This is a genomic window from Pasteurella bettyae CCUG 2042, from assembly GCF_000262245.1.
GTDB lineage: Bacteria > Pseudomonadota > Gammaproteobacteria > Enterobacterales > Pasteurellaceae > Basfia > Basfia bettyae.
Genome location: NZ_AJSX01000030.1, coordinates 20,194 through 46,008, shown reverse-complemented (window position 1 = coordinate 46,008; position 25,815 = coordinate 20,194). Strand labels below are relative to the sequence as shown.

Below are 25,815 nucleotides of genomic sequence, written 5' to 3'. Positions count from 1 at the left end.
ATACGGTGGGCTTTCTGTCCACCTTTACTTTTTATAATAAATCAACATGTTTCAAGATAATCCACTACTCTCACAACTAAAACAGCAACTCCACGATAATAAACCTCATGTAGAGGGCGTGGTCAAAGGAACTGATAAAGCTTACGGTTTTTTAGAGACTGAAAAAGAAACCTACTTTATCGCTCCACCAGCGATGAAAAAAGTTATGCATGGAGATAAAATTAAAGCGACAATTGAAACTCTCGGTGATAAACAACAAGCCGAACCAGAAGCATTAATAGAGCCTATGCTTACTCGCTTTATTGCCAAAGTGCGTTTCAATAAAGATAAAAAACTCCAAGTTTTAGTGGATCATCCAAACATTAACCAACCTATTGGTGCAAACCAGGCTAAATCAGTCAAAGAAGAATTAAAAGAAGGTGACTGGGTCGTGGCAACCTTGAAAACGCACCCATTACGTGATGATCGTTTTTTCTTTGCTCAAATTATTGAATTTATCTGTTCATCTGAAGATGAATATGCGCCTTGGTGGGTAACGCTTGCTCGTCATCAACAATCTCGCTATCCAGTAAAAGGTCAAGATAGTTATCAAATGCTTGATACCGCCTCACGTGAAGATCTCACGGCATTACATTTTGTCACTATTGATAGCGAAACGACTAAAGACATGGATGATGCACTCTACATCGAACCTGTGGAAAATAATGGCGAACAAACGGGTTGGAAATTAGTCGTTGCGATTGCCGATCCAACTGCTTATATTGCTAAAGATTCACAAATCGAAAAAGATGCTCGCCAACGCTGTTTCACTAACTATTTACCTGGTTTCAATATTCCAATGTTACCACGTGAACTCTCTGATGAGCTTTGTTCTTTAGTAGAAAATGAAACCCGTGCAGCATTAGTTTGTTACCTTGAAACCAATTTACAGGGTGAAATTATTGGTAGCCCATATTTCGTTCAAGCAAAAGTTCAATCTAAAGCAAAATTAGCTTATAACCATGTTTCAGATTACTTAGAACAACGGGAAAATGCATGGCAACCGCAAGATGAAGCCACTAAACAACAAATTCATTGGTTACACCAATTTGCTCTAACGAGAATTAATTGGCGTCAATCTCATGGTTTATTATTTAAAGAGAAACCTGATTATCACTTTGTTGTGGATGACAAAGGACATATTCTTGAGATCAAAGCAGAATATCGCCGTATAGCCAATCAAATCGTTGAAGAATCAATGATTATCGCCAATATTTGTTGTGCCCATTATTTAGCAGAACATGCCCACACGGGTATTTTCAATACTCATAAAGGATTTGATGCTAAATTCTTACCAAATGTGCATAACTTCTTAATGGCTAACTTAAGCAATGATGAAAACAAAGCTGAATTAGAACAACGCTATTCTGTAGAAAATTTAGCGACATTAGAAGGCTACTGCCGTATGCGTCATGATATCGAACCTATTGAAGGTGATTATATGGAATTTCGCTTACGTCGTTTTCTTACTTTCGCTGAATTTAAATCTGAATTAGCACCGCACTTTGGCTTAGGTTTAACAGGTTACGCTACCTGGACATCACCTATCCGTAAATATTCTGATATGGTGAATCATCATTTAATTAAAGCTTGCATTGCTAACCAAACTTGTGACAAGCCAACTGATGATATACTTACGCGTTTACAAGAAGCACGTCGTCAAAATCGGTTAGTAGAACGTGATATCGCAGATTGGTTATACTGTCGTTATCTTGCCGATAAAGTTGCGGATAAACCTGAATTTGAAGCAGAAGTTCAAGATTGTATGCGTGGTGGTTTACGAGTTCAATTATTAGAAAATGGGGCAAGTATTTTCATTCCAGCAGCCACTTTACACGATAAAAAAGAAGAAATCGAAGTGAATTCTGATGAGCTCGCATTTTATATTAAAGGAGAGCGTAAATATAAAATCGGAGATATTATCAAAATTCAATTAACTGAAGTGAAACTTGAAACCCGTAGTCTCATTGGTAGCGTTATTTAAGTTATTTAAGCTATTTAAAGTGCGGTAAATTTTTCAGAAAAATACCGCACTTTTACCTCTTAATAATTAGATAGTATTTGTATCAAACATGATAAAAAGCCGTTATAATCATTTCATTTTACGAGAGTGATTATTTTATGTTAACAGGTCTGCTTCATACTCATATTACTTTTGCTTTTTTGAGCCTCACTTTATTAGTGATCCGAGGCCTCATGCAATGGCAAGGTAAAGATTGGCGTACAATTAAACTTCTTAAAATCTTACCGCACTTAGCTGACACTATTTTAGTATTAAGTGGAATTGGATTAGTTTTTGCTTTTGGTTATTCATTACAATTATGGATCATTGCTAAAGTGATATTATTAATTGTCTATGCCATTTTTGCAGCAAAATATTTCCATAAAAATGCCACAGCACCAAATAGTTTATTCTTAATACTTGCTATCTGTGCATTCTTAGGAGCAATATTCATAGGCTATTCTCACTAAAATTTTATAAAAAAATACCGCACTTTAATGCGGTATTTTTATCTCTAGCCACCAGCTAATTTCACAGTAAAGCCTTTCTGCTCTAACAGTGATTTGAGTAATTCTCGTTTATCACCTTGAATTTCAATAGTTCCATCTTTTACGGAACCACCACATCCACAACGTTTCTTAAGCTCTGCCGCTAGCTTTTTCAATTCATCATCACTCAAATCTAAACCAGTAATTACATTAACACCATTACCTTTACGACCGCTTACTTGGCGTTGAATTCTTACTACACCATCACCTTTAGGTCTCTCAGCTTTGATTTTTTCTGGCTTAATACGCCCCACTTCCGTGGAATAAACTAAATTACTTTCGCTCATTACTCACCTAAATTAGCAATAGAAGCATTAATTGAACGTAATACTTCAGCTGGATTATCCGCTTGAGTAATTGGACGACCAATCACTAAATAATCTGAACCTGATTTGATTGCATCTGTAGGCGTCATCACTCGTCGTTGATCGCCAAAATCACTGCCTGAAGGACGAATACCTGGGGTCACTAATTTAAAGTCTTTGCCCAAATGACTACGCAAGATTTCAACTTCTTGTGGTGAGCATACCACGCCATCTAAACCAGCTCGTTGAGTCAAATGAGCTAAACGAATAACTTGTTCCATCGGTGATGCATTGATACCAATTTGCAGCAAATCTAAATCTTCCATGCTAGTTAATACCGTTACGCCAATTAATAAAGGAGCATCTTGACCATAAGGTTCCAAAATTTTCTTTGCTTCTTCCATCATACGTAATCCACCAATTGCATGGAGATCAACCATCCACACACCTAAATCAGCAGCGGAACGAACTGCTCGTGCAACGGTATTAGGAATATCATGAAATTTCAAATCAAGAAATACATCAAAACCTCGAGTTTGTAATTGTTTTACAAAGGTAGTTCCTAAGGTAGTAAACATTTCTTTACCGACCTTAACACGGCACAAACTTGGATCGATTTGATCTACTAAATATAAAGCTTCATGTTCTGTTTCGTAATCCAACGCTACGATAATTTTATTATTCATGTTTAACTTCCTTCTCTTAGCCTAAATTCTATTTAAATTTGGCTTTCTATTCCTCGAATAGGTTTAATAGTTTCCCACTGGCGACAAGATGGACAACACCATATTAATTTATGAGACTGATAACCACATTTCGAACAACGATAATCAAAATTCCGCTTAATTCGTTCGCCGACAAGATTCCGTAATAAAATTAAACTTTCTTTACCTCTTCCATCTTCGGCTTCCTCGACTTGATATTCTACAAATCGATAAAATAAGAATAAACTTGGATTATGTGTCAATTGTTGATATATCTTATTTTGCGCCGCTGCACGACCATGTTTTTCTTCAATTAAATCTGCCAATGCTAAAGCAACTGTACTGTTATATTGACATTCCTGATTTGCTCTAATCAAAAATATTTCAAAATTATCTAATTGATCAAGATGATGATAACAATCTTTTAATCTTGTTACTACTTCACCAAGATATGTTGCATCTTGTGCTAAAACATTTTCTAATACAACAATAGCCTCTTGATAATGTTGCTCTTTAATCAAAATATCACCTAAAAGAATTGAGGCTCTCACACATCTAGGTAAAACATGTAATGCTTGTTTTAAAAGTGCCTTTGGCTGTTGTTCTTTAGTATCTTTATTTTCTTTGTGTAAAGCTTTTGCATATTCACAATAATATTGTGCTAATTCAATATTATCTTCACGAGGAGCTATTTTTGCTAATTTCTCTGCAACATTAATTGCCTTCTTCCAATCTTTTGTTTTTTGATAAATAACCGCTAATTGCTGTAGAGCACTTTCTGCAAAATCAGGTTCATCCACTAACATAATATAAATTGATTCAGCCCGATCAAAAAAACCCATAACCATAAAATCTTTAGCTAATTGTTGCTTTGCTAAGAGCTTTTGCTCAAAACTATAATGTTGGCTACGATCAAGATTTTGGTGGATTCTCAAAGCACGATCTACTTCTCCACGAGAACGAAAAAGGTTACCGAGAGTTAATTCTGCTTCAAATTGGGAGTTACTTTCGATTTCATTCTCAGCTTCCTGCTTTTGTAGCATATCTAAAAATAAATCGACAGCTTTATCAGTTTGGTTGGATAAAAGAAAATTTACCCCCGTCACATAGTCACGGGATAATTTATTACTAACATCTTCTTGATCTTTCTTAGCGCTCCGATGCCCCATATACCACCCATAGGCAGCGGCAATAGGAAGGAGTAGAAAGAGTAATTCAAGCATTATTGGACAGCCTTATCTCGACTGGTGGTTAGTTCACTAATTTGTTGAGTTTGACGCTTAACTTGACGAAGCAATGCCATATTTTTTAATTTTAGTTTTAGATAAAAAATACCTGTAATTAACCAACCTAAAATTAAACCTAAACCAAATAAAATTGCAACTAAAGTTGAAAGCTGTAATTCACTTTGAGCAACAATATAATTAAATGTAATAACTTGGTCGTTATTTGCACCCACGGTAATTGCCACTAAGAGAATAGCAATAATAATAATGAAACCAAAAATATATTTAATCATAGGATTTTCCTTAATATAATTTTTTCCATTATGCCAAAAAACAATACAAAAAACGACACTTAACGTGTCGTTATTTTTAAATATTATTAATAAATTTATGCGCTAATATCAACACGCTCTCTTAATTCTTTTCCTGCTTTAAAATGAGGAACGCATTTAGATTCTAATTTAACTTGTTCACCCGTTTTAGGATTACGACCAATACGTGGTTGACGAAAATGTAAGGAGAAACTACCAAAACCACGAATCTCAATACGATTTCCCTCTTCTAACGACTTAGACATATGTTCAAGAATTTCTTTCACTGCATTTTCTACAGTTTTCACAGAAATAGAATGGTTTTTCTCCATTAAACTTTCGATAAGTTCTGATTTAGTCATAATGTTATCCTTTCGTTTTAGTAAAACAACATAATCATTCAATATGATAAATGATTATGTTGTTTTACTCAGTATAATGCTTGAGGAAGAAAACTGGTGTGCGGTTTGCACACCAGCTTAATACTTACTAATAAGTCAAAACTTATTATTCACCTTTAGCGGCTTTAAATGCTTCAGCAAATGCATTTGGCATAGCAACATCTTCTTGTTTGTTGTTCACGCTTGCAACCGCTGCTGCTTCTTCAGCTTGGTCTTTAGCACGTACTGATAAATGAATAATACGAGCTTTACGATCAACGCCTGTGAATTTAGCTTCAACAACATCACCCGCTTTAACTTCATCAACTAAGTCTGCCGCACGGATATAACCTTCAACACCGTTTACATCAACTTTAGCACCTTTAGCATCAGATTCAACGACAGTTGCTGAAACTACAGCACCTTTTTTGTTTACTGCTGAGAAGTTGTTGAATGGATCTTCTTCAAGTTGTTTAATACCTAAAGAAATGCGTTCTTTAACTGCATCTACTTGCAATACTACTGCAGCAACATCGTCACCTTTTTTGTAGTTACGAACAGCTTCTTCGCCAGCAACATTCCAAGAAATATCAGATAAATGAACTAAACCATCGATACCACCTTCAAGGCCAATGAAGATACCGAAATCAGTGATTGATTTGATTTTACCTTCAACTTTGTCGCCTTTATTGTGAGTTTCAGCGAATTGATTCCATGGGTTAGCTTTACATTGTTTTAAGCCTAAAGAAATACGACGACGTTCTTCATCAATTTCTAATACCATTACTTCAACAACATCACCTAAACTAACCACTTTAGATGGGTGGATGTTTTTGTTTGTCCAATCCATTTCAGATACGTGAACTAATCCTTCTACGCCATCTAAAATTTCAACGAAACAACCATAATCAGTTAAATTTGTTACTTTACCAGTTAATTTGCTACCAACTGGATGATTTTGAGCAATTGCAACCCATGGATCTTGACCTAATTGTTTTAAGCCTAAAGAAACACGTGTGCGATCTTTATCAAATTTTAATACTTTAACTGTAATTTCATCGCCAACATTGACAATTTCACTTGGGTGTTTAACACGTTTCCAAGCCATATCTGTGATATGTAATAAACCATCAACACCGCCTAAGTCCACAAATGCACCATAGTCAGTTAAATTCTTAACTGTACCTTTAACTTCTGTGCCTTCTGCTAAATTCGCTAATACTTCATCACGATCTTGGTTGCTTTCTGACTCAATAACCGCACGGCGAGAAACCACAACATTATTACGTTTTTGATCTAATTTGATAACTTTAAATTCTAATTCTTTACCTTCAAGGTGAAGTGTATCACGTACTGGACGAGTATCCACTAATGAACCAGGTAAGAATGCACGAACACCGTTTAACTCAACTGTGAAACCACCTTTAACTTTACCGTTGATTAAACCAATAACAGTAGCTTGTTCTTCGTATGCTTTTTCTAATTCAATCCAAGATTCGTGACGAACTGCTTTTTCACGTGAAAGTTTAGTTTCACCGTAACCATCTTCAACAGCGTCTAATGCAACGTTTACAACGTCGCCAACTTTAACGTCAACTTCACCTTGTGCATTAGTGAATTCTTCAGCAGGAATACGAGCTTCAGATTTTAAGCCAGCATCGACATATACAAAGCCTTTTTCAATAGCGACTACAGTACCGTTGATGATTGAACCTAAACGTTGAGTTTCAAGGTTTTTTAATGATTCTTCAAATAGTTGAGCAAAAGATTCTGACATAAATTAATCTTCTAAAATAGTTAATAACGTCCACTTAATAATCCATATAAAGTGGGGCTGATAATAAAAGTCCATTCATCCATGAATAAACAAACGAGATTCACCTAGATTTTTACCTTCTGCTCAATATAAGTAAGGGCTTGTTTAATCACCTCATCAATACTGAGTGATGTACTATCTAACAACAAAGCATCATCCGCAGGTTTTAAAGGAGCAACAGGACGATTTCGGTCTCTGAAGTCACGCTCTTTAATCTCGGCTAAAATCTGGTCAAAGTTACCATTAATTCCCTTATTTTGCAACTGTTTCAAACGTCTTTTTGCTCTTTCTTCCGCACTAGCATCTAAAAAAAGCTTAACTTGTGCATCAGGAAATACGACAGTTCCCATATCACGACCATCTGCAATTAAATTTTGATCAATGGCAAAGTCTCGTTGTCTTTGCAAAAGTGCGGTACGAACTTGCGAAAATATTGCAACTTTTGAAGCTGCTTCAGCCACTTCTTGGGTACGAACCAATTGGCTCACGTCCACATGATTAAGCATGACTTTCACTTCACCACAAGTAGGTAAAAACTGGATATCTAAATGACGTGCTAATTCAGCTAATTCCATTTCATTGGTTAAATCCACTTTATGTTGCAATGCTGCCAATGCTGTAACGCGGTAAATAGCACCACTATCCAATAAGTTAAAACCCAATTTTTCTGCTAATGCATAGCATAAAGTGCCTTTACCTGCCCCACTCGGTCCATCCACGGTAATAATAATATTTTCCATATTATTCTCTTTTTATCCACTACTAATAATTGTTGAATTATAAAAGCAATTGCTTCATATGTATAACAAAATATCCTAGATTTTCCTTTTTAATTATTTGTTTTGTGCCCATCTTAACATTTACATAAAAAATAAACTTAGCTATCATATAATGATAATAATTATCATAATAAATAACACCAATTTTACTTTATTTTGTAAGGAAACCTATGACTTCATTTAACTGTAAAAAATCCCTTCTTGGGGTACTTATTTGCGCTTCAATTCATGCACAAGCTGAATCACAACAGCCATCTAATAGTAATATGTTGCCTGAAATTGTAGTATATGGAAATAGCAATAAATCGCTTACATCAAGTCAAGATATTACACAACAGGATATGCATAAAACACCTGTATCAAATGGTAATATCACAGATTATCTCCGTTCAAATCCGCATGTACGCTATGAACATAGCGATCAAAATGGTTTACAACGAGGTGAAATCAAACCTGAAAATATTTCAATTAATGGGGCTGACAGTAATCAGACTGCTTATTTTGTTGATAACGTCAATGTAAATAATGATCTGAGTATTGATAGTGAAATTCTTGATGGTGCAATGCAAGTAGTTCCGGGTATTAGTAGTACTCAAGGCTATTTTTTTGATGCTAACATGCTTTCAAAAGTTGAAGTCCAAGATCATAATATTTCTGCCAGTTTAGGCGGTTTTATGGGGGGCGCTGTTGTAGCAAAAACCAAACAATATTCAGGTCAAGACCATGTTCATCTAAAATACCGTACAACAAATTCATCTTGGGCAAAAATGAATGAAGATGGAAATTCCAGTCAAATTCTAAATAAGGTTATGCCTGGTTTAGACGGTTCCGCAGATTTACAACCTAAATATAATAAACATAATTTTAGTATTATGGCAGAAAAAGGTTTGAGCGATAACCTCGGTATGGTAGTTGGTTTTAGTCGCCGTTATTCAACCATTGAGCAATACCGATTAATTGGTTTTTCAGATAAAGCTCAACTTGCAAAACAAAATCACAAACGTTTATCTGAAAATGCTTTATTAAATTTTAACTGGGCAATGAATGATAATAATCGTATTGAGTTAAGTACACGTTATTCTAATTATAAAGAACAAAAATATTTCCCAACTAATTACGATAATAATGTTAAAGATTACCATACTGCCTATGGTGCAACTATTGCTTGGATTCATGATTTTGATTCAAGTACATGGACAAATACGCTAGCTTATGATCATTTTGAAGATAAGCGAAAATCTGGCAGTGCTAACGTGAAAATCGTTAATGTGGTTGATGAAAATTATGATCCTCTTTATGACTATGAAGAAGGTGGATATGGAAATAGTAAAATGTCACAAGAGAATATTCATTATTCTACTGAATTGGCCATTAAACCATTTGATTTAGGCGTCACTAATCATTCTGTTTCCATTGGTGCAATTTATCAAGCCACCTATTATAAATTTGATCGTGAGCAAGATGTCCATTCAAGTCTTTGGTTTGGAGAAAAAGATAATCTTATGCCTTTAAATTCATCTTCAACGCCAAAAGGAAAGGTCAAAACAGATTATCAAAATATAGTTATTTATGGTGAAGATTTAATTAAATGGAATCATCTCGAATTCCGCCCAGGTATCAGAATCGAACGAGATGATTATCTTAAAAATAATAATATCGCACCTCGATTTGTGACAAAATACCAACCTTGGGATGAAACAGCCTTTTCGGTTGGGCTTAATCGTTATTATGGTCGCTCTTTTGCTTCATTAAAATTAACAAATGAAATTTTGAAATTAAATAGAGATACTACTAATATTCGTGATTTTCAAGATGCAAATAGATTAAAAACGCCACATGCTGATGAACTTAGCATAACCTTAGAACAAGGTTATAAAAATATGCAATTTAAAGTTGGCTATATTCATCGCGATAACCGAGATCGTATCATTTTAAAACGTAAGCAGATTGGATTACGTCCAAGTGGCGATCCTGAATATGCTAAATATTATGCCAATGGTAATGATTTTGGCGTTGATATTTACACCTTTGAAGTAAATAACAAACAGCCTTGGCAAATTGGGAAGACTTATTGGAATACCTCACTTGGCTTTGACTGGTTAAACACCCAACGTGCTGATCTAAATAACCAATTTGATCCTAATGAAAATGTTTATTTAGATGGTAAAAAAATGACACGAAAAGCCATGCAACAAAAAGTAAACAGCAGTAACGAAGATTGGATTGCTCGTTTAGGGATTGATATGGCAATCCCTGACTATAATATTACTTGGTCAAATAAAGTGTATATGAAAGCCCCAATTAAAGGCTATGAAGAAATTGATGGAAATAGCCTTGATGAAATTGCACGTTTCCGTAGTTATGATTATGGTTCACATACACAATGGGATACCAGTTTACGTTGGCAACCAACCATCTCTGGTGAACATTCTATCTATTTTCAGGTAGATGTTTTAAATGTATTAAATAAAACAAGAAAAATCAATAAATTAAAATCACTGTCAACAAATAGTGAATATAGCATCTACACACCAGGACGAGAATTCTGGCTTGAAGTAGGCTATCAATTCTAATTAATCTTGTATTTTAACCAATTAATCCATACTGTTTCTGCAGTATGGATTTTGTACTTTCGGAATCAATATGTTTACTCTACGCTTTAGAATTTTCTTAAATAGAACCGCACTTTTAATCTTACTTCCCTTCCTCATAAGTTGTCATACAACAAAACAGGAAAATAATCTATTGCCTTTTGATCCCATGATTCAACATGGGCAACTACATAATGGATTAAACTATTTTATTGTACCTAATAATGAACCTGCAAAACGAGCTTATATTCGCCTAGTGGTCAATGCTGGCTCAATGAATGAAGATGATGATCAAAAAGGGATTGCTCATTTAGTGGAACATATGGCATTCAATGGTTCCAAGAAATTTCCTGAAAATCAAATTATTAATGCACTTGAACAGTTAGGCATGAAATTTGCTCGAGATATTAATGCATTTACCGATTTTGAAAATACAGTCTATACACTCAATTTGGATAAAACAGATAATCAAAGTCTCAGTTTAGCTTTTGATGTGGTAAATGAATGGATGAATAATCTCACCATCTTACCCCAAGATGTAGATAATGAACGAGGTATTGTTGAAGAAGAATGGCGACGTCGTTTAAGCCCAATGCTACGTCTTGGTGATAAAAAAAGTGCAATAGAAATGGTTGGCTCTCGTTATGTATTACGAGATCCTATCGGCGATATGAATATTATTCGCAATATTTCTTCTCAGCGCGTGAAAGATTTTTATAGCAAATGGTATCGCCCTGACAATATGTCTTTAATTATTGTAGGAGATATTAATGCTTCACAAGTATTAAATTTAATCTCATCAAAACTTGATGAAAAACCAACAAAAGTGCGGTCTGCTTTAGAAAAAATTAATTACAATATTCCTTTGGTAAATCATTGGCGAGTCGCAACCGTATCTGAATCAGGCATTATGATTCCAAGTATTGAATTAAGTTTCTTTGAAGAAGCAAAAGAAAAAAATACACTCACAGAATACAAACAAGATCTCATGCACCAAATTATTGTCAAATTAATCAATTTACGTTTGCAAACATGGGAGGCAAATCATAGTGAAAATATTGATTCAGCAAATTTCTATCGGAGTCATTTAGGCAAAGAAACTATTCAAAATATTTTTCTTATCCAGCCACTTAAAACAGATTATTTAACAACAGTTAAATCATTATTTATGTTCATTGCACAAATACAGCAACAAGGTTTCAGCGAGACAGAAGTCAAAACAGAAATTGCTCGTTTATTACAATTGAATGAAAAACAAAAAAGCATCAAATCTGGGAGTTTGAAGATTGCAGATGATTTAATTCCTATTGCTGCAAATAAACAAATCCCAGTTGGCATGCAAGATCGCTACCGTTTAAATAAACAGTTTTTAAACCAATTCAGCTTGACAGAAATTAATCAAGAAGTACGTCGTATTATTCAGATTCCAGCAAAACTGTTAATGATAACTCAGCCATACCCAGATAAAAAATTACCTTTTAATGAAAAAAACATTGAACAATTATGGTCTGAAAATCTAAGCCAGCCACAATCGCTTTGGCAACAACAACAGCTTCATGTGGAAATGCCTGAACTCGCTGCACAAATAGGACAACTTTATAAAACAAAATATTGGCAGCAAGGGGATATTACAGAATACAAATTAGGAAACGGCAATAAATTAATTTATCACTATTCTGATAAAACCCCTAACCAAGTTTATCTTAAAACGGTTACTTCTGGTGGATTAAGATCTGTTCCAAGTTCTGATTATCATTTATTAAGAACCGCAGTCACGCTTGTAGACGATACGGGAGTTGGTAATCTTCCTCTAGCCAATGTTAATGAATTATTCAACCAAAACCCAATTGCATTTGCCACTATTATTGATGATAACAAACAAGGTTTTACTCTTGTTGGTAAATCCTATCAACTAGAAGATTTATTAAAATTATTCCAGTTAAAATTACAACAAAGCCCTGTTTCTCAGCAGGCTTTAAGTAAATATCGACATGAAACCCGTGATTATTTCAAAGAACTCGATCAAGAAACTAGATTCATGCAAGCCGTTTCTCGTTTACGCTATCCAACCACACCAACAGTATATGATAGCAATGAGCGCCAACTATTAAGCTTTAGCGAAGCACAACTTAGTGAAATATATCAATCACAAATTTTAGCAAAAACAGATTTTACTTATTTTATTATCGGAGATATAAAACAGGATAAAGTGGAAGAATTAGTCAAAAAATATCTTTCTAACTTGCCTGTAAAGCATAAAAGTGCGGTGAATTATCAAGTAAAATCTGAAATACCAAAGCATACCTTTGTAATGCATAATTTAAATGAACCTCGAGCAGATGTTGAAATTTATCTGACCACAGATCATCAATGGTCTCCAGAGCAACAATATCAACTTGATTTACTCGGCGATATTCTGCAAGAAAAATTGCGTTTGGTATTACGTGAAAAAGAATCAGGCATTTACTCTGTCAATAGTTGGTTTTCACAAGCTAAGGAAATGCCCCAGTTAGAAGGTAAAATCGAATTTAGTTGTGCTCCCGAACGTGCAGATTATCTTATTAAGCAAACACATCATGTGTTAGATGAGATAATGGCAAAAGGCATTGATCCAGATTTATTACAAAAGAAAATTGATGAAAAACGCACTCAAATTAAATATCAATTTGATTCGTTAGTCTCCATTGTTAGCATTATTGAGGAAAGTTACTGGAATACAGGCAGCCCAGAAGCTATTTATTTATATCAAGATTTATCCAATATTGCCTCAAAAGCAAATATGGATAAACTTGCTAAACAAGCTTTAGCACCAAAAGCTCGATTTGTTTCAATTTTAAAACCATAGATTAAAACAAGACCGCCTTTTCAAATAAAAGTGCGGTCTATTTTTAAAAAAATTTATGCCAAACTAGTTAAGCTATTTTTTACTTGCTGTTCAACATCTTCTAACATGGCATAACGCTTACGATATAAAGCTCGCTTTTTACTGGCAATTTGCTCCATAGATTTAATTTCAATAGATAAAGGTAAATGCCAATAATGGTTTATCAATCTGCCACCATTGGATTGCCAAAATACATCATAATTAAATAATAATCTTGAATGATCATTAAAACGATATTTTGCTTGCTGCTTATGTGAAATTGCCAATAACTCACATTGCCAATGTTGGCACATCAATTTAAAACAATTAACTAACATGTACATTGGACGAATACCATAAAGCGATTTAGTACTTTGTTTAATCAAATCCAATGCGTTTTCATGGTGAGAACCCTGCATGGAAGCCACCAAAAGCTGTTTTTCATTTAAAAAAGTAAAGGAAGCATCGTAAATACTGATATTACGTTGATTATCTTGTAAATTAATTGAGAAAAATCCTTCAAATGGATCAATCTGATTGATATTTAATCGTAAGGATAAATTATCTGGAAGTTCTGCTAATGATATAAAACCATGTTTGACTAACTTTTCACATAAATCATTACCCAAAATTGTATTCATCACTTCAAAATTTTTCTTAATATAATTCAGGCGCTGAAAAACTGAAAAACGACGATTACAATACTTAGTTAATAAGGCATCTACACGATAAGGATCTTGTTCAAAAATAGAACGCCATAATGGCTGTGTACTCAGATAGTTAGCCAACATTTTACATTGTTTTCGATAGACTAAAGTCTTTGCTTGATAACGTAAAAATTCACGAGTTTGTTTGAGATAAGAAGATTTTTTAATGTTAGGATACATTTCCTTAAATAAAGGAAATTGGAAATGATCTTTATAATCCATTATAAATGATTACCCTTTGATTAATTACATTGAAATTGACTATCTCAGTCAATAAATAAAAGCTAAAAATGATACTGGAATATTATTATCACAAAAAATGTTGATTCTAGCTACGCTATTTTATAAAGATATTGAGAGTAAATTAATAATTACTCTTAAATAATCATACTGATCCGATCTATTTTTCCTAATTACTCTCAAACATATTTTTTAATAAAAAGTTATGCGATATAGCTAATGAAATATCATTGCTTATCACCTATAATTTTTTGAATTTTATTCGAAATCTTTACATTGGGTTTATTAAAAAAGCAACCCTATTCACTTTAGAATCTTTTATTATTAATTCCGTCAATAGTGGACGTTGTTCTGAATTTTCCACTATATGTAACTCAAATATTATAGGAGAATTTATCATGGCATTTAACATTAAAAATAGACACTTACTTAGCTTAGTCAATCATAGCCAACGTGAAATCAACTATTTACTAGACCTTTCTCGAGATTTAAAACGAGCCAAATATGCAGGTACAGAACAACAAAAACTAAAAGGTAAAAATATTGCACTTATTTTCGAGAAAACCTCTACTCGTACTCGTTGTGCGTTTGAAGTCGCTGCTTATGATCAAGGGGCACAAGTGACTTATATTGATCCTACCTCCTCTCAAATTGGTCATAAAGAAAGTATGAAAGATACCGCCCGTGTACTTGGTCGCATGTATGATGCTATTGAATATCGCGGTTTTAAACAAAGCATTGTTGATGAATTAGCTGAATATGCAGGGGTGCCTGTATTTAATGGTTTAACCGATGAATTTCATCCAACACAAATGTTAGCTGATGTACTTACTATGATTGAAAACTGTGATAAGCCATTATCAGAAATCAGTTATATGTATATTGGTGATGCCCGCAATAACATGGGTAACTCATTATTATTAATTGGTGCAAAACTTGGTATGGATGTTCGTATTTGTGCACCAAAAGCATTACTTCCTGATGATGAATTAATCAAAATGTGCAAAAAATTTGCAGCACAAAGTGGAGCAAGAATTACAGTTACAGAAGATATTGATAAAGCTATCAAAGGTGTTGATTTTGTGCATACCGATGTTTGGGTTTCTATGGGTGAACCTTTAGAAACTTGGGGAAAACGTATCGAACTATTAATGCCTTATCAAGTAACTCCTGAATTAATGAAACGTTCTGGTAATCCAAAAGTTAAATTTATGCATTGTCTACCAGCATTCCATAATAGTGAAACCAAAGTGGGTAAACAAATTGCCGAAAAATATCCACAACTTGCCAATGGTATAGAAGTCACTGAAGATGTGTTTGAATCTCCAATGAATGTAGCATTTGAACAAGCTGAAAACCGTATGCACACTATTAAAGCTGTGATGGTTGCAAGCCTTGCCTAAGGAGTAAAATATGAGAATTGTTATTGCATTAGGCGGAAATGCCTTATTACGTCGTGGAGAACCGTTATCTGCGGAAAATCAACGCCAAAATGTTAGAATTGCTTGCGAACAAATAGCCAAAGTGTATCCACATAATGAATTAGTGGTGACTCATGGGAATGGTCCTCAAGTCGGTTTATTAGCATTACAAGGTGCCGCTTATAAAGATGTATCCACTTATCCATTAGATGTCTTAGGTGCAGAATCTGTGGGAATGATTGGTTATATGATTCAACAAGAATTAGGAAATTTAGTCCCATTTGAAGTGCCATTTGCGACATTACTTTCCCAAGTGGAAGTCGATCCAAATGATCCTGCTTTCCAAAATCCAACCAAACCTATTGGACCAGTTTATACCAAAGAAGAAGCAGAGAAACTTTCTGCTGAAAAAGGTTGGTCAATTGCTCAAGATGGCGATAAATATAGACGTGTTGTGCCAAGTCCATTACCAAAACGAATTTTTGAAATTCGTCCTGTAAAATGGTTACTTGAAAAAGGCAGTATCGTAATTTGTGCTGGCGGTGGCGGTATTCCAACTTATTACGATGAGCAAGGTAACTTACATGGTGTTGAAGCTGTGATTGATAAAGATCTCTGCTCTGCTCTACTTGCTGAAAATCTAAATGCTGATCTATTTATTATTGCAACTGATGTTTCCGCGACTTTTGTTGATTGGGGTAAACCAACCCAAAAAGCAATTGCAAAAGCTCATCCTGATGTCATTAGTAAAATGGGCTTTGCGGCAGGTTCAATGGGACCAAAAGTTCAAGCTGCCATTAATTTCGTTAAACAATCAGGAAAAGATGCAGTAATTGGCTCATTATCAGACATTATTGATATTGTTGAGGGCAAAGCAGGTACTCGTATTACAACAAAAGTATCTGATATTGAATATTACGCATAAATATAAATAATTAAGGATGTATCTTAACGAATAAAGATACATCCTTATTAATAACTCGTGCGATAAGGAGTTCTTTTATGAGCGAGAAAAAAAGCTTTAAGTTTCCAAGTGCATTTTCTATTCTCTTTATTATCCTAATTCTTGCAGTTGTACTCACTTGGATCATCCCTGCGGGATCTTATTCTAAATTAGTTTACAATTCAGCAGCCAATCAATTTGTCGTAAAAACATACCAGAAAGAAGATCAATATCTTCCAGCAACCAAAGAGTCACTTGAACAATTAAATATTAAAATTGACTTAAATAACTTCACCGAAGGAACTATTCGAAAACCTATTGCTATTCCAGGTTCCTATCAACGTGTCGAACAAAATCCTAAACAACCTCAAGATATTGCTATCAGCATGGTGAAAGGTACTATTGAAGCTGCCGATGTTATGGTCTTTATCTTTGTTCTTGGTGGGATGATTGGGGTTATCAACCGAACTGGAGCATTTAATGCTGGGCTATCAGCATTAGCAAAACGAACTAAAGGTAATGAATTCTTTGTCGTGTTCAGTGTATGTGTGTTAATGGCAATCGGCGGAACCACCTGTGGTATTGAAGAAGAGGCAGTTGCCTTTTATCCAATTCTTGTACCTGTTTTTCTCGCCTTGGGTTATGATGCTATAGTCTGCGTTGGTGCGATATTTCTTGCCTCATCAATGGGGACCGCCTTCTCTACTATCAATCCCTTCTCTGTAGTTATTGCCTCTAATGCGGCGGGTATTCAATTTACAGAAGGTATTGTATTTAGAACTATTGGGCTTGTACTCGGCTCTGCTTGTGTAATCGCTTATCTCTATTGGTATTGTAAAAAAATTAAAGCACAACCAAGTTTCTCCTATACTTATGACAGTAGAGAAGAATTCTTTAACCGCTATATGACTAATTACGATCCAACCACTGAATTAGCATTTAATACTCGCAGAAAGATTATTTTAAGCATTTTCTGTATTGCCTTCCCAATTATGATTTGGGGTGTCATGGCAGGTGGTTGGTGGTTCCCTCAAATGGCGGCATCCTTCCTCACTTTAACAATACTAATTATGTTTATTTCTCGTCTAGGAGAACAAGAAATTATTGATGCTTTCACTCATGGTGCATCAGAATTAGTGGGTGTTTCACTCATCATTGGTTTAGCACGTGGCGTTAACTTAGTGCTTGATGAAAGCATGATTTCAGATACGATTCTTGCTTATATGTCTGATCTTGTTTCTGGCATGCCAATTACTGCCTTTATTCTTGCACAATTAGGCGTTTTCATTATTCTAGGGCTCTTCGTTCCATCATCTTCTGGTCTTGCTGTGCTTTCTATGCCAATTATGGCGCCACTTGCAGATGCTGTAGGTATTCCTAGACATATGGTAGTATCTGCCTATAACTGGGGGCAATATGCGATGCTATTCCTTGCACCAACAGGACTCGTATTAGTAACACTACAAATGTTACATATCCCATTTGATCGCTGGGTGAAATTTGTTCTACCGATGATAGGTGTATTACTAACCATTGGCTCAATATTACTCATCGTTCAAGTCCAATTATATACCTAAGTGGAAAATCAAAGGTCAATGTTCTAGCATAAAAAGTGTGTTCATAAGGTACTGCCTTATGAACACCAATTTATAGAATATATTTTGTTTAAGAAATTAATCATTTCATAAAAGAAAAAGGTTGCTTAGATCACATTTTTATTGTTGATTCCTTGTAATTTTATACATTACTTTTAAAATGAAAACGATTACGTTGTCAAATCAAAAAAGGAATTCTATGACGCATAAAATATTAGATAATATTGATACGAGAATTTTAAGGGCACTTCAAAGAAATGGTAAATTACAAAATAATGAATTGGCCAATGAAATTGGATTATCTAATTCTGCATGTTTAAGAAGAGTAAATATTTTAGAAGAAAAAGGTATTATTCATAAATATACCGCGATTTTAGACCCACAAAAAATTAATTGTAACTTGACTGTTTATGCACTAGGTTGTTTCTTAGATGAAGATGTAGCTCAACGAGAACGCTTTATGTATGAAATGAAATTAATTCCTCAAGTGACAGAATGCCATCTCATGATGGGAGATTATGATTTTATTCTTAAACTACAAGTAGCTGATCTAGATGAATTTTATACTTGCCGTAAAAAATATTTAACAAAAGAACTTGGTATTAAAAACATAAAATCTGAAATTTGTCTTAAAACTGTCAAAAATACAACTGAATTGCCATTATAAATGGTAAATTTTAACAATAAAGTACCTCAATTAATGCTTTATCATTAATGAGGTTCCATAATTGTTTTATTTTCAATAGTGATTATTCGGTTAGTCAGTCTTTTTGCCTGTTCAAAATTATGTGTTGCAATTAATATCGTATATTTTTTAGCAAGTTGCTTAATTAAATCCTCGATTACTAACATATTATGTAAATCTAAGGAAGAACAAGGTTCATCCAAAATGAGTATTTCTGGTTCTGTTGTCAACATACGAGCAATACATAAACGTTGTTTTTGTCCACCAGATAACTGTTCAGGAGAAATACTCAAGTTTCCCCCAATCTCATCCCATAAATTCACACTTTTTAGTAATCCTTCAACTTTTGCTTTCTTATTGATGATGTTACGCTCGTAAAATTCCATTGCATAAGTAAGGTTTTTTTCTACACTAAAGGGAAAAGGCTTGGAATCTTGAAATAAAGTCGCCATTTTTCGCTTTAACCAAATTGGATCTTTCTTTTGAATATCTTCTCCTTTAAATAAAATTTTTCCTTCAAAATGACCGCACTTTTCATTTAAAAAGCCATTTAATGAAGATAAAAGGGTGGATTTACCACTACCTGATTTTCCCATAAAACAAATAATCTCATGAGGTTGAATAGCTAAATTCAAATTTTCTAAAATTTTCTTATCTTGATAATAAATATTAAGATTTTTGATGGTTAAAATAGCGGACAATTTTAACTCCTACATTATTTAAAATAAGGCTAGAAAGCAGATGTAATAAAATCAAAATAAGGATTAACACCAATGCCGTACCATATGCGTTGCCAATTCCTACAGACTGATTCAAAAGCATATGTAAATGAAAAGGTAATGCCATGACAGGTGATAATAAACTATCTGGACTTGCCATAAACACCACACCTGTCAGTAATAAAGGCGCTGTGGCACCAATCGCATAACTACCTGCTAAAATTAAAATAGACAAGATATTTTTACGAATAGTTGGTAAGACAAGATGCTGACACATATAATTTTTATCTACACCCAAAGCAAAGCTGTCTCGAAAAAGTGCGGTATCCAATTCACTAATAACTTTTTCTGTACTAATCTCCACAAAAGGAAATACCATTAAGGCTAAAGTAAAGCTGGCTGTGAGTAAACTACGTGGAATATCTAAATTAACAATAAAAAATCCGTAAACAAATAAACCTAACAAAATAGAGGGAATGGATGCCATACTACGTATTACAAATTTTAATGCCATTTGACACCACGGCATTTCACAATAAATTTTTAGATAAATTGCACAGCTGATACCTAATAGTCCTGAAAATAACATGGCAAAGCTCATTAATAAAAATGAACCAAGAATGGCATTTCTAATACCACCCTCTTCTCCAAGAATCATGCCACTAGGATTTTCTAAAAGAAAAGATAAATTAATATGGCTAATACCACGAGAAAAGACAAAATAAAAAAGAGCTGCAATTATTACAAGCACAAAGATAGCCGAAAATACAGCATAAGCTTTAATGAGAAAACTTCGACTATTTTCCATTTTTCCGCTCTAACTGAAATAAAATAATATTCAAAATAAAGACGATACAAAACAAGGTGCTACCACTGGCAATTAAGGCATAATAATGTTGACTTCCCACTTCACTCGTCCCCATTTCTAATGCAATTAATGAAGGTATCGTTTGAATTTTTGAGAGTAAATAAGGAAATAATGGAGTGTTACCAATCGCCATCATAGTTGCCATCGTCTCTCCTATTGCCCGTGAAAAAGCCAAAATAAATCCTGCCACACTCGCTTTAAGACAGGTGGGAAAAACAACTTTTTGAATAAAAAATTCTATGGATATTCCCAAGGCATCAGAATCTTGTTGATATTGTTTTTTTACCAACTCCATACTCTCAATCATATGAGAAGTAAAAAATGGCAAAATCATAATAGAAAGAATAAAACTACCTGCTAATAATGATTCACCAGAAGAAATAGATAATACGTTTTCCAGTAATTTTACAATCACAAATAATGCAAAAAATCCGTAAATAATAGAAGGAATCCCAGCTAAAATTTTAATCAGTTTAATCAGCAATTTTTGATATTTAGTTTTAGCATAGAAACAAATAAATAGCGTCACACCAAAAGCAATTACAGAAGAGATTATACAGGCAAGAAAAGCCACTAGAAAATTTGCTAGTAAGATATAGAAAATACCAAAACTAAAAGGTTCACTACTTACATCCCAGTCTGTATTCCATAAAAAATCGCTCAAGCGATTTTGGCTAAAGAATGTACTAGACTCAGTAAATAAAAAAGCCACAAGCGTAAACAGAATACAAACGCTTAGGAATGTAAAAAAGTGAACCCCAAATTTAAAATATTGACCTTTCATCTCAATCAACAAAAGTTAAATTGATTTATTTAGCCGTTGGAATAAAACCCATTTTTTCAATGGTGGCTTTACCCTTTTCAGAATAAAGATCATTAAGGAAAATTTGTTCAGTTTTACTTAACTTACCACTTTTCATAATAATTAATGGACGAGAAATATAGTATTTACCACTAATAATATTCTCAGCAGAAGGCTCAATATTATCTACTTTAAGTGCGGTTAATTTTCCTTTATTTTGGTTTGACACGCCAAAAGAGGCATAACCAATAGCATTTTTATTTTCAATAATTTTTGCGACTAAAGCCCCCATTGATGGTGCTTGAATGACATCTTTAGTCACTTTTACATCTTTCATTACTTTAGTTTGGAAAACCTCATGTGCACCACCGCCAAAATCACGTGTCACAACCACAATATCTTCACTTGGCAAACTCTTATCTAAATCGCTCCATTTTTTATATTCACCAGAAAAAATTTTAATAATTTCATCTTTGGTTAAATTGCTATTTTTGGCTTTTACCACTTGATTTTCTGGATTAACAGCAATAGTTAAAGCATCAATACCTAGAGTATAAGCCTCTAGATCTTTTACTTTTTGTTTTTCACTTTCTTTGATCTCACGAGCCAACATACCAAAGTTTGCGACTTTGTCGAGTACAGCTTTTACACCTGCTCCTGAGCCACCAGCTGAAACAAAAATAGTAATGTTTTTATTTGGTAATGTGGGATCAACTTTATCCCAAGTGACATGTTTTTCAATGAAGTCCGTTGAGATTTTAGCAATCACAGGTGCTAAGGTAGATGAACCACTAAAACTGATTTGTGTATTGATGGATTGATCTTCAGCTTGAACGGCAAAGGAAGTTGAGAGCGCTAATAAAAGTGCGGTTGATTTAAAGAAATTTTTCATAAACATCCTCCAGATGATTTATAAGGGATTCCAGTATAATACCTCTTATTTTACTTCTCAATAAAAATGTTAATTTTATAAAAAAATAGCTACAATCATTTCCTGTAGCTATTTTCCGAAGTATAAATATTTGAATTATTTTTTGCCTAATTGTGGCACAACAGAATCCTTAGCTGAAGTTAATAACCCTGTTTTAGCATAAATGCTCAATTTATGACGAGTATCTGACACATCTAAATTACGCATAGTGAGTTGCCCAATACGATCTACTGGGTCAAATGGCGCATTTTCTACTTTTTCCATACTTAAACGTTCAGCTTCGTAAGTTAAATTTGGCGATAATGTATCCAAAATAGAGTAATCATTACCACGGCGTAATTCTAATTTCACCTCACCAGTAATCGCTGTAGCAACCCAACGCTGTGAACTTTCACGCAACATTAAAGCTTGAGGATCAAACCAACGACCTTGATAAAGCAAACGTCCTAAACGTAAACCATTAATACGATATTGTTCAATAGTATCTTCATTATGAATACCCGTCACTAAACGTTCATAAGCAATGTGGAACAATGCCATTCCTGGTGCTTCATAAATACCACGAGATTTTGCTTCAATGATACGGTTTTCAATTTGGTCTGACATACCTAATCCATGACGGCCACCAATGCGATTAGCCTCCATAAATAATTCAACAATATCATCAAAATGCTTACCATTTAATGCAACAGGCACACCTTCTTTAAAACTCACACTCACCACTTCAGGTTTAATTTCAACCTTTTCATCCCAAAATGCGACGCCCATAATAGGTTTTACAATTTTGATTCCCGTGCTTAAACTTTCTAAGTCTTTTGCTTCATGAGTTGCACCTAACATATTTGAGTCAGTTGAATAAGCTTTTTCTACCGACATTTTATAGTCAAAACCGTTAGCAATTAAGAATTGAGACATTTCAAAACGCCCGCCCAACTCTTTGATAAATTGATCATCTAACCAAGGTTTATAAATTTTAAGTGCAGAATTTGTTAATAAACCATAACGATAAAAACGCTCAATATCGTTACCTTTGAAGGTAGAACCATCACCCCAAATATTCACATCATCTTCTTTCATCGCAGCAACAAGCATAGTTCCCGTTACCGCTCGACCCAATGGTGTGGTATTAAAATAGGTTACTCCACCTGTTGAAATATGAAATGCACCACATTGAATAGCGGCAATACCTTCTTGCGCTAACTGTTTACGGCAGTCAATCAAACGAGCATTTTCTGCCCCATAAGCCATAGCCTTTTTAGGGATAGCATTATAATCGTCCTCATCAGGTTGCCCTAAATTTGCTGTATATGCATAAGGTATCGCACCTTTTTGACGCATCCATAATAATGCAGCAGAAGTATCCAAACCACCAGAGAAAGCGATTCCAACCCGTTGTCCTTTAGGAATATTTTGTAGAATTGTGTTTGACATATGTTTTCCTATTTATTTAATTTATTAGATCATTGTTTATTGTGATTGTAAAAATTTATTATTATCAACAAAAATTTTATGGTTTTCAACCGCACTTTTAATTAGTTAAAGAAAATTTACTAATGAATCGGTATTAAATTCCTCGGGATCAAGGTACTGATAAACAAAGTCCAATTCATCACAAATTTTATTGGCTAAAATAATTCGTTGAGGATCTTGTTCTGAACAAATAAAGTGCGGTGCTTTTACCCCAAATTTTTCTGCCATTTTAGGATAATATTCTGCTTTTTTCGGATGTAATGGTGTTGCAAGATGATATAACCTTTTATTACTTGGTGTTTCTAGTAATAACTGAATAGCCCGTACGCAATCATCAAAATGAACTAAATTAACTGGCATATTACCTCCGCTGAGATTTTCCCGTCCAGCCAAAGAATACACTGGATGACGTTCATATCCTACTAATCCAGCAAAACGAATAATATCTACATCAATATCTTTAAGATTGAAAAGACCTTGTTCTACTTCTAATAATGCTTTTCCCATTTGTGATGTTGGCTGAGGAAGAGAATTTTCAGAAAAATTTCCCGATATATCGGGGAAAACTGAAGTTGAGCTAATAAAGATAATATGGGTTATGCCATAAAGAAGAGCTTCGTTTACTAAATTTTGTACAGATTGTACATAAGTCTCTATATTGAAAAAATAATCACTAGGAGGAATATTGATAATTAAAGCATCGACAGAAAGTAAGGCGGTGAGATCATCAGGATCCACATTCAACTCGGGAGTTAATTCTAGAGCATAACTTTCAATACGATTTAAACGCATTTGTTCTGCCCCTTCATGGGTTCTTTTGCTCCCTTTGACTTCCCACCCTAACCGTTGTAAATATTTTGCGAGTGGATAGCCTAACCACCCTAAACCAACAATTGAAACTGAGTTCATAACCTTCCTGTTATTTAAAGATATAAAAAGTGCGGTGAAAATTTTCTAAATTATACCGCACTTTGTGTTCATATTACTTTGTTAATAAATCCAGTACTTCCTGATACTTAGCTGCTGTTTTTTGTATCACATCAGCAGGAACTTTAGGTGCTGGAGGCTGCTTATTCCAGCCACTGTTTTCAAGCCAATCACGCACAAACTGCTTATCAAATGATGGTGGATTTATACCTTCTTGATAAGTATCAACAGACCAAAAACGACTTGAGTCAGGAGTCAATACTTCATCCATTAATGTTAATGTGCCATTTTCATCCAGACCAAATTCAAATTTAGTATCACAAATAATAATACCTTTCGTCAATGCATAAGCAGCAGCTTCTTTATAAAGAGCAATCGCCGCATCACGAACTTGTGCCGCTAATTGTTTACCAATTTTATGTTCACATTCTGCATAACTAATATTGATATCGTGATCGCCTACGGCTTCTTTACTTGAAGGAGTAAAAATTGGTTCAGGTAATTTACTTGCTTCGACTAAACCTTTTGGTAATTCTAAACCGCAAATTGTACCTGTTTGTTTATAGTCTTTTAAGCCACTGCCTGTCAAATAACCACGAACAATAGATTCAATTTTAATTGGTTGTAAACGCTTACAAACCACTGCGCGATCTTTAATTAAGTCTGCTTCTGCTTTTGGTAATACGTCATATACACTGTCGCCAGTAAAATGATTAGGCATAATATGAGCCAATTTTTTGAACCAGAAATTTGAAATTTGAGTCAAAATTTCGCCCTTACTAGGAATAGGATCATCTAAAATAACATCAAATGCAGATAAGCGGTCACTTGCGACCATTAACATACGTTTATCATCAATTTCATAAAGATCTCGTACCTTACCTGAATAGATTTTTTTAAGACTAAGTTCTGCCATCGCATTTACCTTTTATGATAAGTAGAA

Annotated in this window: 23 protein-coding genes; 8 read left to right on the top strand and 15 right to left on the bottom strand. The window is 34.2% G+C overall.

Annotated elements, in window-relative coordinates; all coding sequences use genetic code 11:
• The first annotated feature begins 46 nt into the window (after positions 1-46).
• Both rnb and HMPREF1052_RS05425 read left to right on the top strand, forming a co-directional pair.
• Entirely contained in the window at positions 47-2,023 is a 1,977-nt protein-coding gene (gene rnb / locus HMPREF1052_RS05430) for an exoribonuclease II (protein ID WP_005760428.1), read from the top strand.
• Between the two features lie 137 nt (positions 2,024-2,160).
• Positions 2,161-2,511 carry a SirB2 family protein gene (locus tag HMPREF1052_RS05425; protein ID WP_005760510.1) on the top strand — a complete coding sequence of 117 codons (351 nt, stop codon included), beginning with the start codon at positions 2,161-2,163 and terminating at the stop codon, positions 2,509-2,511.
• Positions 2,512-2,555: 44 nt separating this feature from the next.
• On the opposite strand, the gene yciH is transcribed toward HMPREF1052_RS05425, so the two are convergent.
• The 7 genes from yciH to cmk form a co-directional block, all read right to left on the bottom strand.
• Complete coding sequence (gene yciH, locus HMPREF1052_RS05420) at positions 2,556-2,876, bottom strand: stress response translation initiation inhibitor YciH (RefSeq protein ID WP_005760509.1); 321 nt, start codon at positions 2,874-2,876, stop codon at positions 2,556-2,558.
• The gene (gene pyrF, locus HMPREF1052_RS05415; protein ID WP_005760692.1) at positions 2,876-3,580 is read right to left on the bottom strand and encodes an orotidine-5'-phosphate decarboxylase; all 705 of its coding nucleotides are present in this window, start codon (positions 3,578-3,580) and stop codon (positions 2,876-2,878) included. The genes yciH and pyrF overlap by 1 nt, the downstream gene beginning before the upstream one ends.
• Positions 3,581-3,612: 32 nt before the next feature.
• Positions 3,613-4,821 (bottom strand): lipopolysaccharide assembly protein LapB, encoded by a 1,209-nt coding sequence (gene lapB, locus HMPREF1052_RS05410; protein WP_005760578.1) that lies wholly within the window; start codon positions 4,819-4,821, stop codon positions 3,613-3,615.
• On the bottom strand, positions 4,821-5,117 hold the full coding sequence (locus HMPREF1052_RS05405) for a LapA family protein (RefSeq protein WP_005760516.1): 297 nt from the start codon (positions 5,115-5,117) through the stop codon (positions 4,821-4,823). The genes lapB and HMPREF1052_RS05405 overlap by 1 nt, the downstream gene beginning before the upstream one ends.
• A 95-nt stretch (positions 5,118-5,212) precedes the next feature.
• Positions 5,213-5,497 (bottom strand): integration host factor subunit beta, encoded by a 285-nt coding sequence (locus HMPREF1052_RS05400; protein WP_005760644.1) that lies wholly within the window; start codon positions 5,495-5,497, stop codon positions 5,213-5,215.
• A 145-nt stretch (positions 5,498-5,642) separates the two neighbouring features.
• Positions 5,643-7,292: a 30S ribosomal protein S1 gene (gene rpsA / locus HMPREF1052_RS05395; RefSeq protein ID WP_005760625.1), complete on the bottom strand. Its 1,650-nt coding sequence runs from the start codon at positions 7,290-7,292 to the stop codon at positions 5,643-5,645.
• Positions 7,293-7,396: 104 nt separating this feature from the next.
• Positions 7,397-8,071, bottom strand: a complete 675-nt coding sequence (cmk, locus tag HMPREF1052_RS05390) for a (d)CMP kinase (RefSeq protein WP_005760479.1) — start codon at positions 8,069-8,071, stop codon at positions 7,397-7,399.
• A 209-nt stretch (positions 8,072-8,280) separates the two neighbouring features.
• Here cmk and HMPREF1052_RS05385 point away from each other — a divergent pair, with 209 nt between their 5' ends.
• Both HMPREF1052_RS05385 and HMPREF1052_RS05380 read left to right on the top strand, forming a co-directional pair.
• Entirely contained in the window at positions 8,281-10,683 is a 2,403-nt protein-coding gene (locus tag HMPREF1052_RS05385; protein ID WP_005760648.1) for a TonB-dependent receptor plug domain-containing protein, read from the top strand.
• Between the two features lie 70 nt (positions 10,684-10,753).
• On the top strand, positions 10,754-13,546 hold the full coding sequence (locus HMPREF1052_RS05380) for an insulinase family protein (protein WP_005760537.1): 2,793 nt from the start codon (positions 10,754-10,756) through the stop codon (positions 13,544-13,546).
• 53 nt (positions 13,547-13,599) lie between these two features.
• On the opposite strand, the gene HMPREF1052_RS05375 is transcribed toward HMPREF1052_RS05380, so the two are convergent.
• Positions 13,600-14,493, bottom strand: coding sequence for a VirK/YbjX family protein (locus HMPREF1052_RS05375; protein WP_005760635.1), 894 nt, complete (start codon positions 14,491-14,493; stop codon positions 13,600-13,602).
• A 416-nt stretch (positions 14,494-14,909) separates the two neighbouring features.
• On the opposite strand from HMPREF1052_RS05375, the gene HMPREF1052_RS05370 reads away from it, so the two are divergent.
• From HMPREF1052_RS05370 to HMPREF1052_RS05355, 4 genes are all read left to right on the top strand, one after another.
• On the top strand, positions 14,910-15,914 hold the full coding sequence (locus HMPREF1052_RS05370) for an ornithine carbamoyltransferase (protein WP_005760487.1): 1,005 nt from the start codon (positions 14,910-14,912) through the stop codon (positions 15,912-15,914).
• A gap of 10 nt (positions 15,915-15,924) precedes the next feature.
• Positions 15,925-16,857: a carbamate kinase gene (gene arcC / locus HMPREF1052_RS05365; protein ID WP_005760657.1), complete on the top strand. Its 933-nt coding sequence runs from the start codon at positions 15,925-15,927 to the stop codon at positions 16,855-16,857.
• Positions 16,858-16,934: 77 nt separating this feature from the next.
• A complete protein-coding gene (locus HMPREF1052_RS05360) occupies positions 16,935-18,452 on the top strand; it encodes a YfcC family protein (RefSeq protein ID WP_005760502.1) in 1,518 nt (505 codons plus the stop codon).
• A 217-nt stretch (positions 18,453-18,669) separates the two neighbouring features.
• Positions 18,670-19,137, top strand: coding sequence for an Lrp/AsnC family transcriptional regulator (locus HMPREF1052_RS05355; protein WP_005760663.1), 468 nt, complete (start codon positions 18,670-18,672; stop codon positions 19,135-19,137).
• 44 nt (positions 19,138-19,181) lie between these two features.
• Here the strand turns inward: HMPREF1052_RS05355 and HMPREF1052_RS05350 are convergent, their stop codons facing one another.
• From HMPREF1052_RS05350 to HMPREF1052_RS05320, 7 genes are all read right to left on the bottom strand, one after another.
• Positions 19,182-19,856, bottom strand: coding sequence for a phosphate ABC transporter ATP-binding protein (locus tag HMPREF1052_RS05350; protein WP_005760520.1), 675 nt, complete (start codon positions 19,854-19,856; stop codon positions 19,182-19,184).
• Complete coding sequence (locus HMPREF1052_RS05345; protein WP_005760673.1) at positions 19,825-20,682, bottom strand: PstA family ABC transporter permease; 858 nt, start codon at positions 20,680-20,682, stop codon at positions 19,825-19,827. Before HMPREF1052_RS05345 ends, HMPREF1052_RS05350 begins: the two co-directional genes overlap by 32 nt.
• Positions 20,672-21,526 (bottom strand): phosphate ABC transporter permease subunit PstC, encoded by an 855-nt coding sequence (pstC, locus tag HMPREF1052_RS05340; protein ID WP_040596339.1) that lies wholly within the window; start codon positions 21,524-21,526, stop codon positions 20,672-20,674. The genes HMPREF1052_RS05345 and pstC overlap by 11 nt, the downstream gene beginning before the upstream one ends.
• A gap of 25 nt (positions 21,527-21,551) precedes the next feature.
• Positions 21,552-22,436, bottom strand: coding sequence for a phosphate ABC transporter substrate-binding protein (locus HMPREF1052_RS05335; RefSeq protein WP_005760590.1), 885 nt, complete (start codon positions 22,434-22,436; stop codon positions 21,552-21,554).
• Positions 22,437-22,571: 135 nt separating this feature from the next.
• On the bottom strand, positions 22,572-23,906 hold the full coding sequence (argG, locus tag HMPREF1052_RS05330; RefSeq protein WP_005760671.1) for an argininosuccinate synthase: 1,335 nt from the start codon (positions 23,904-23,906) through the stop codon (positions 22,572-22,574).
• A gap of 105 nt (positions 23,907-24,011) precedes the next feature.
• Positions 24,012-24,854: a Rossmann-fold NAD(P)-binding domain-containing protein gene (locus HMPREF1052_RS05325; protein WP_005760686.1), complete on the bottom strand. Its 843-nt coding sequence runs from the start codon at positions 24,852-24,854 to the stop codon at positions 24,012-24,014.
• A gap of 73 nt (positions 24,855-24,927) precedes the next feature.
• Positions 24,928-25,788 (bottom strand): phosphoribosylaminoimidazolesuccinocarboxamide synthase, encoded by an 861-nt coding sequence (locus tag HMPREF1052_RS05320; protein WP_005760528.1) that lies wholly within the window; start codon positions 25,786-25,788, stop codon positions 24,928-24,930.
• Positions 25,789-25,815 lie beyond the last annotated feature (27 nt).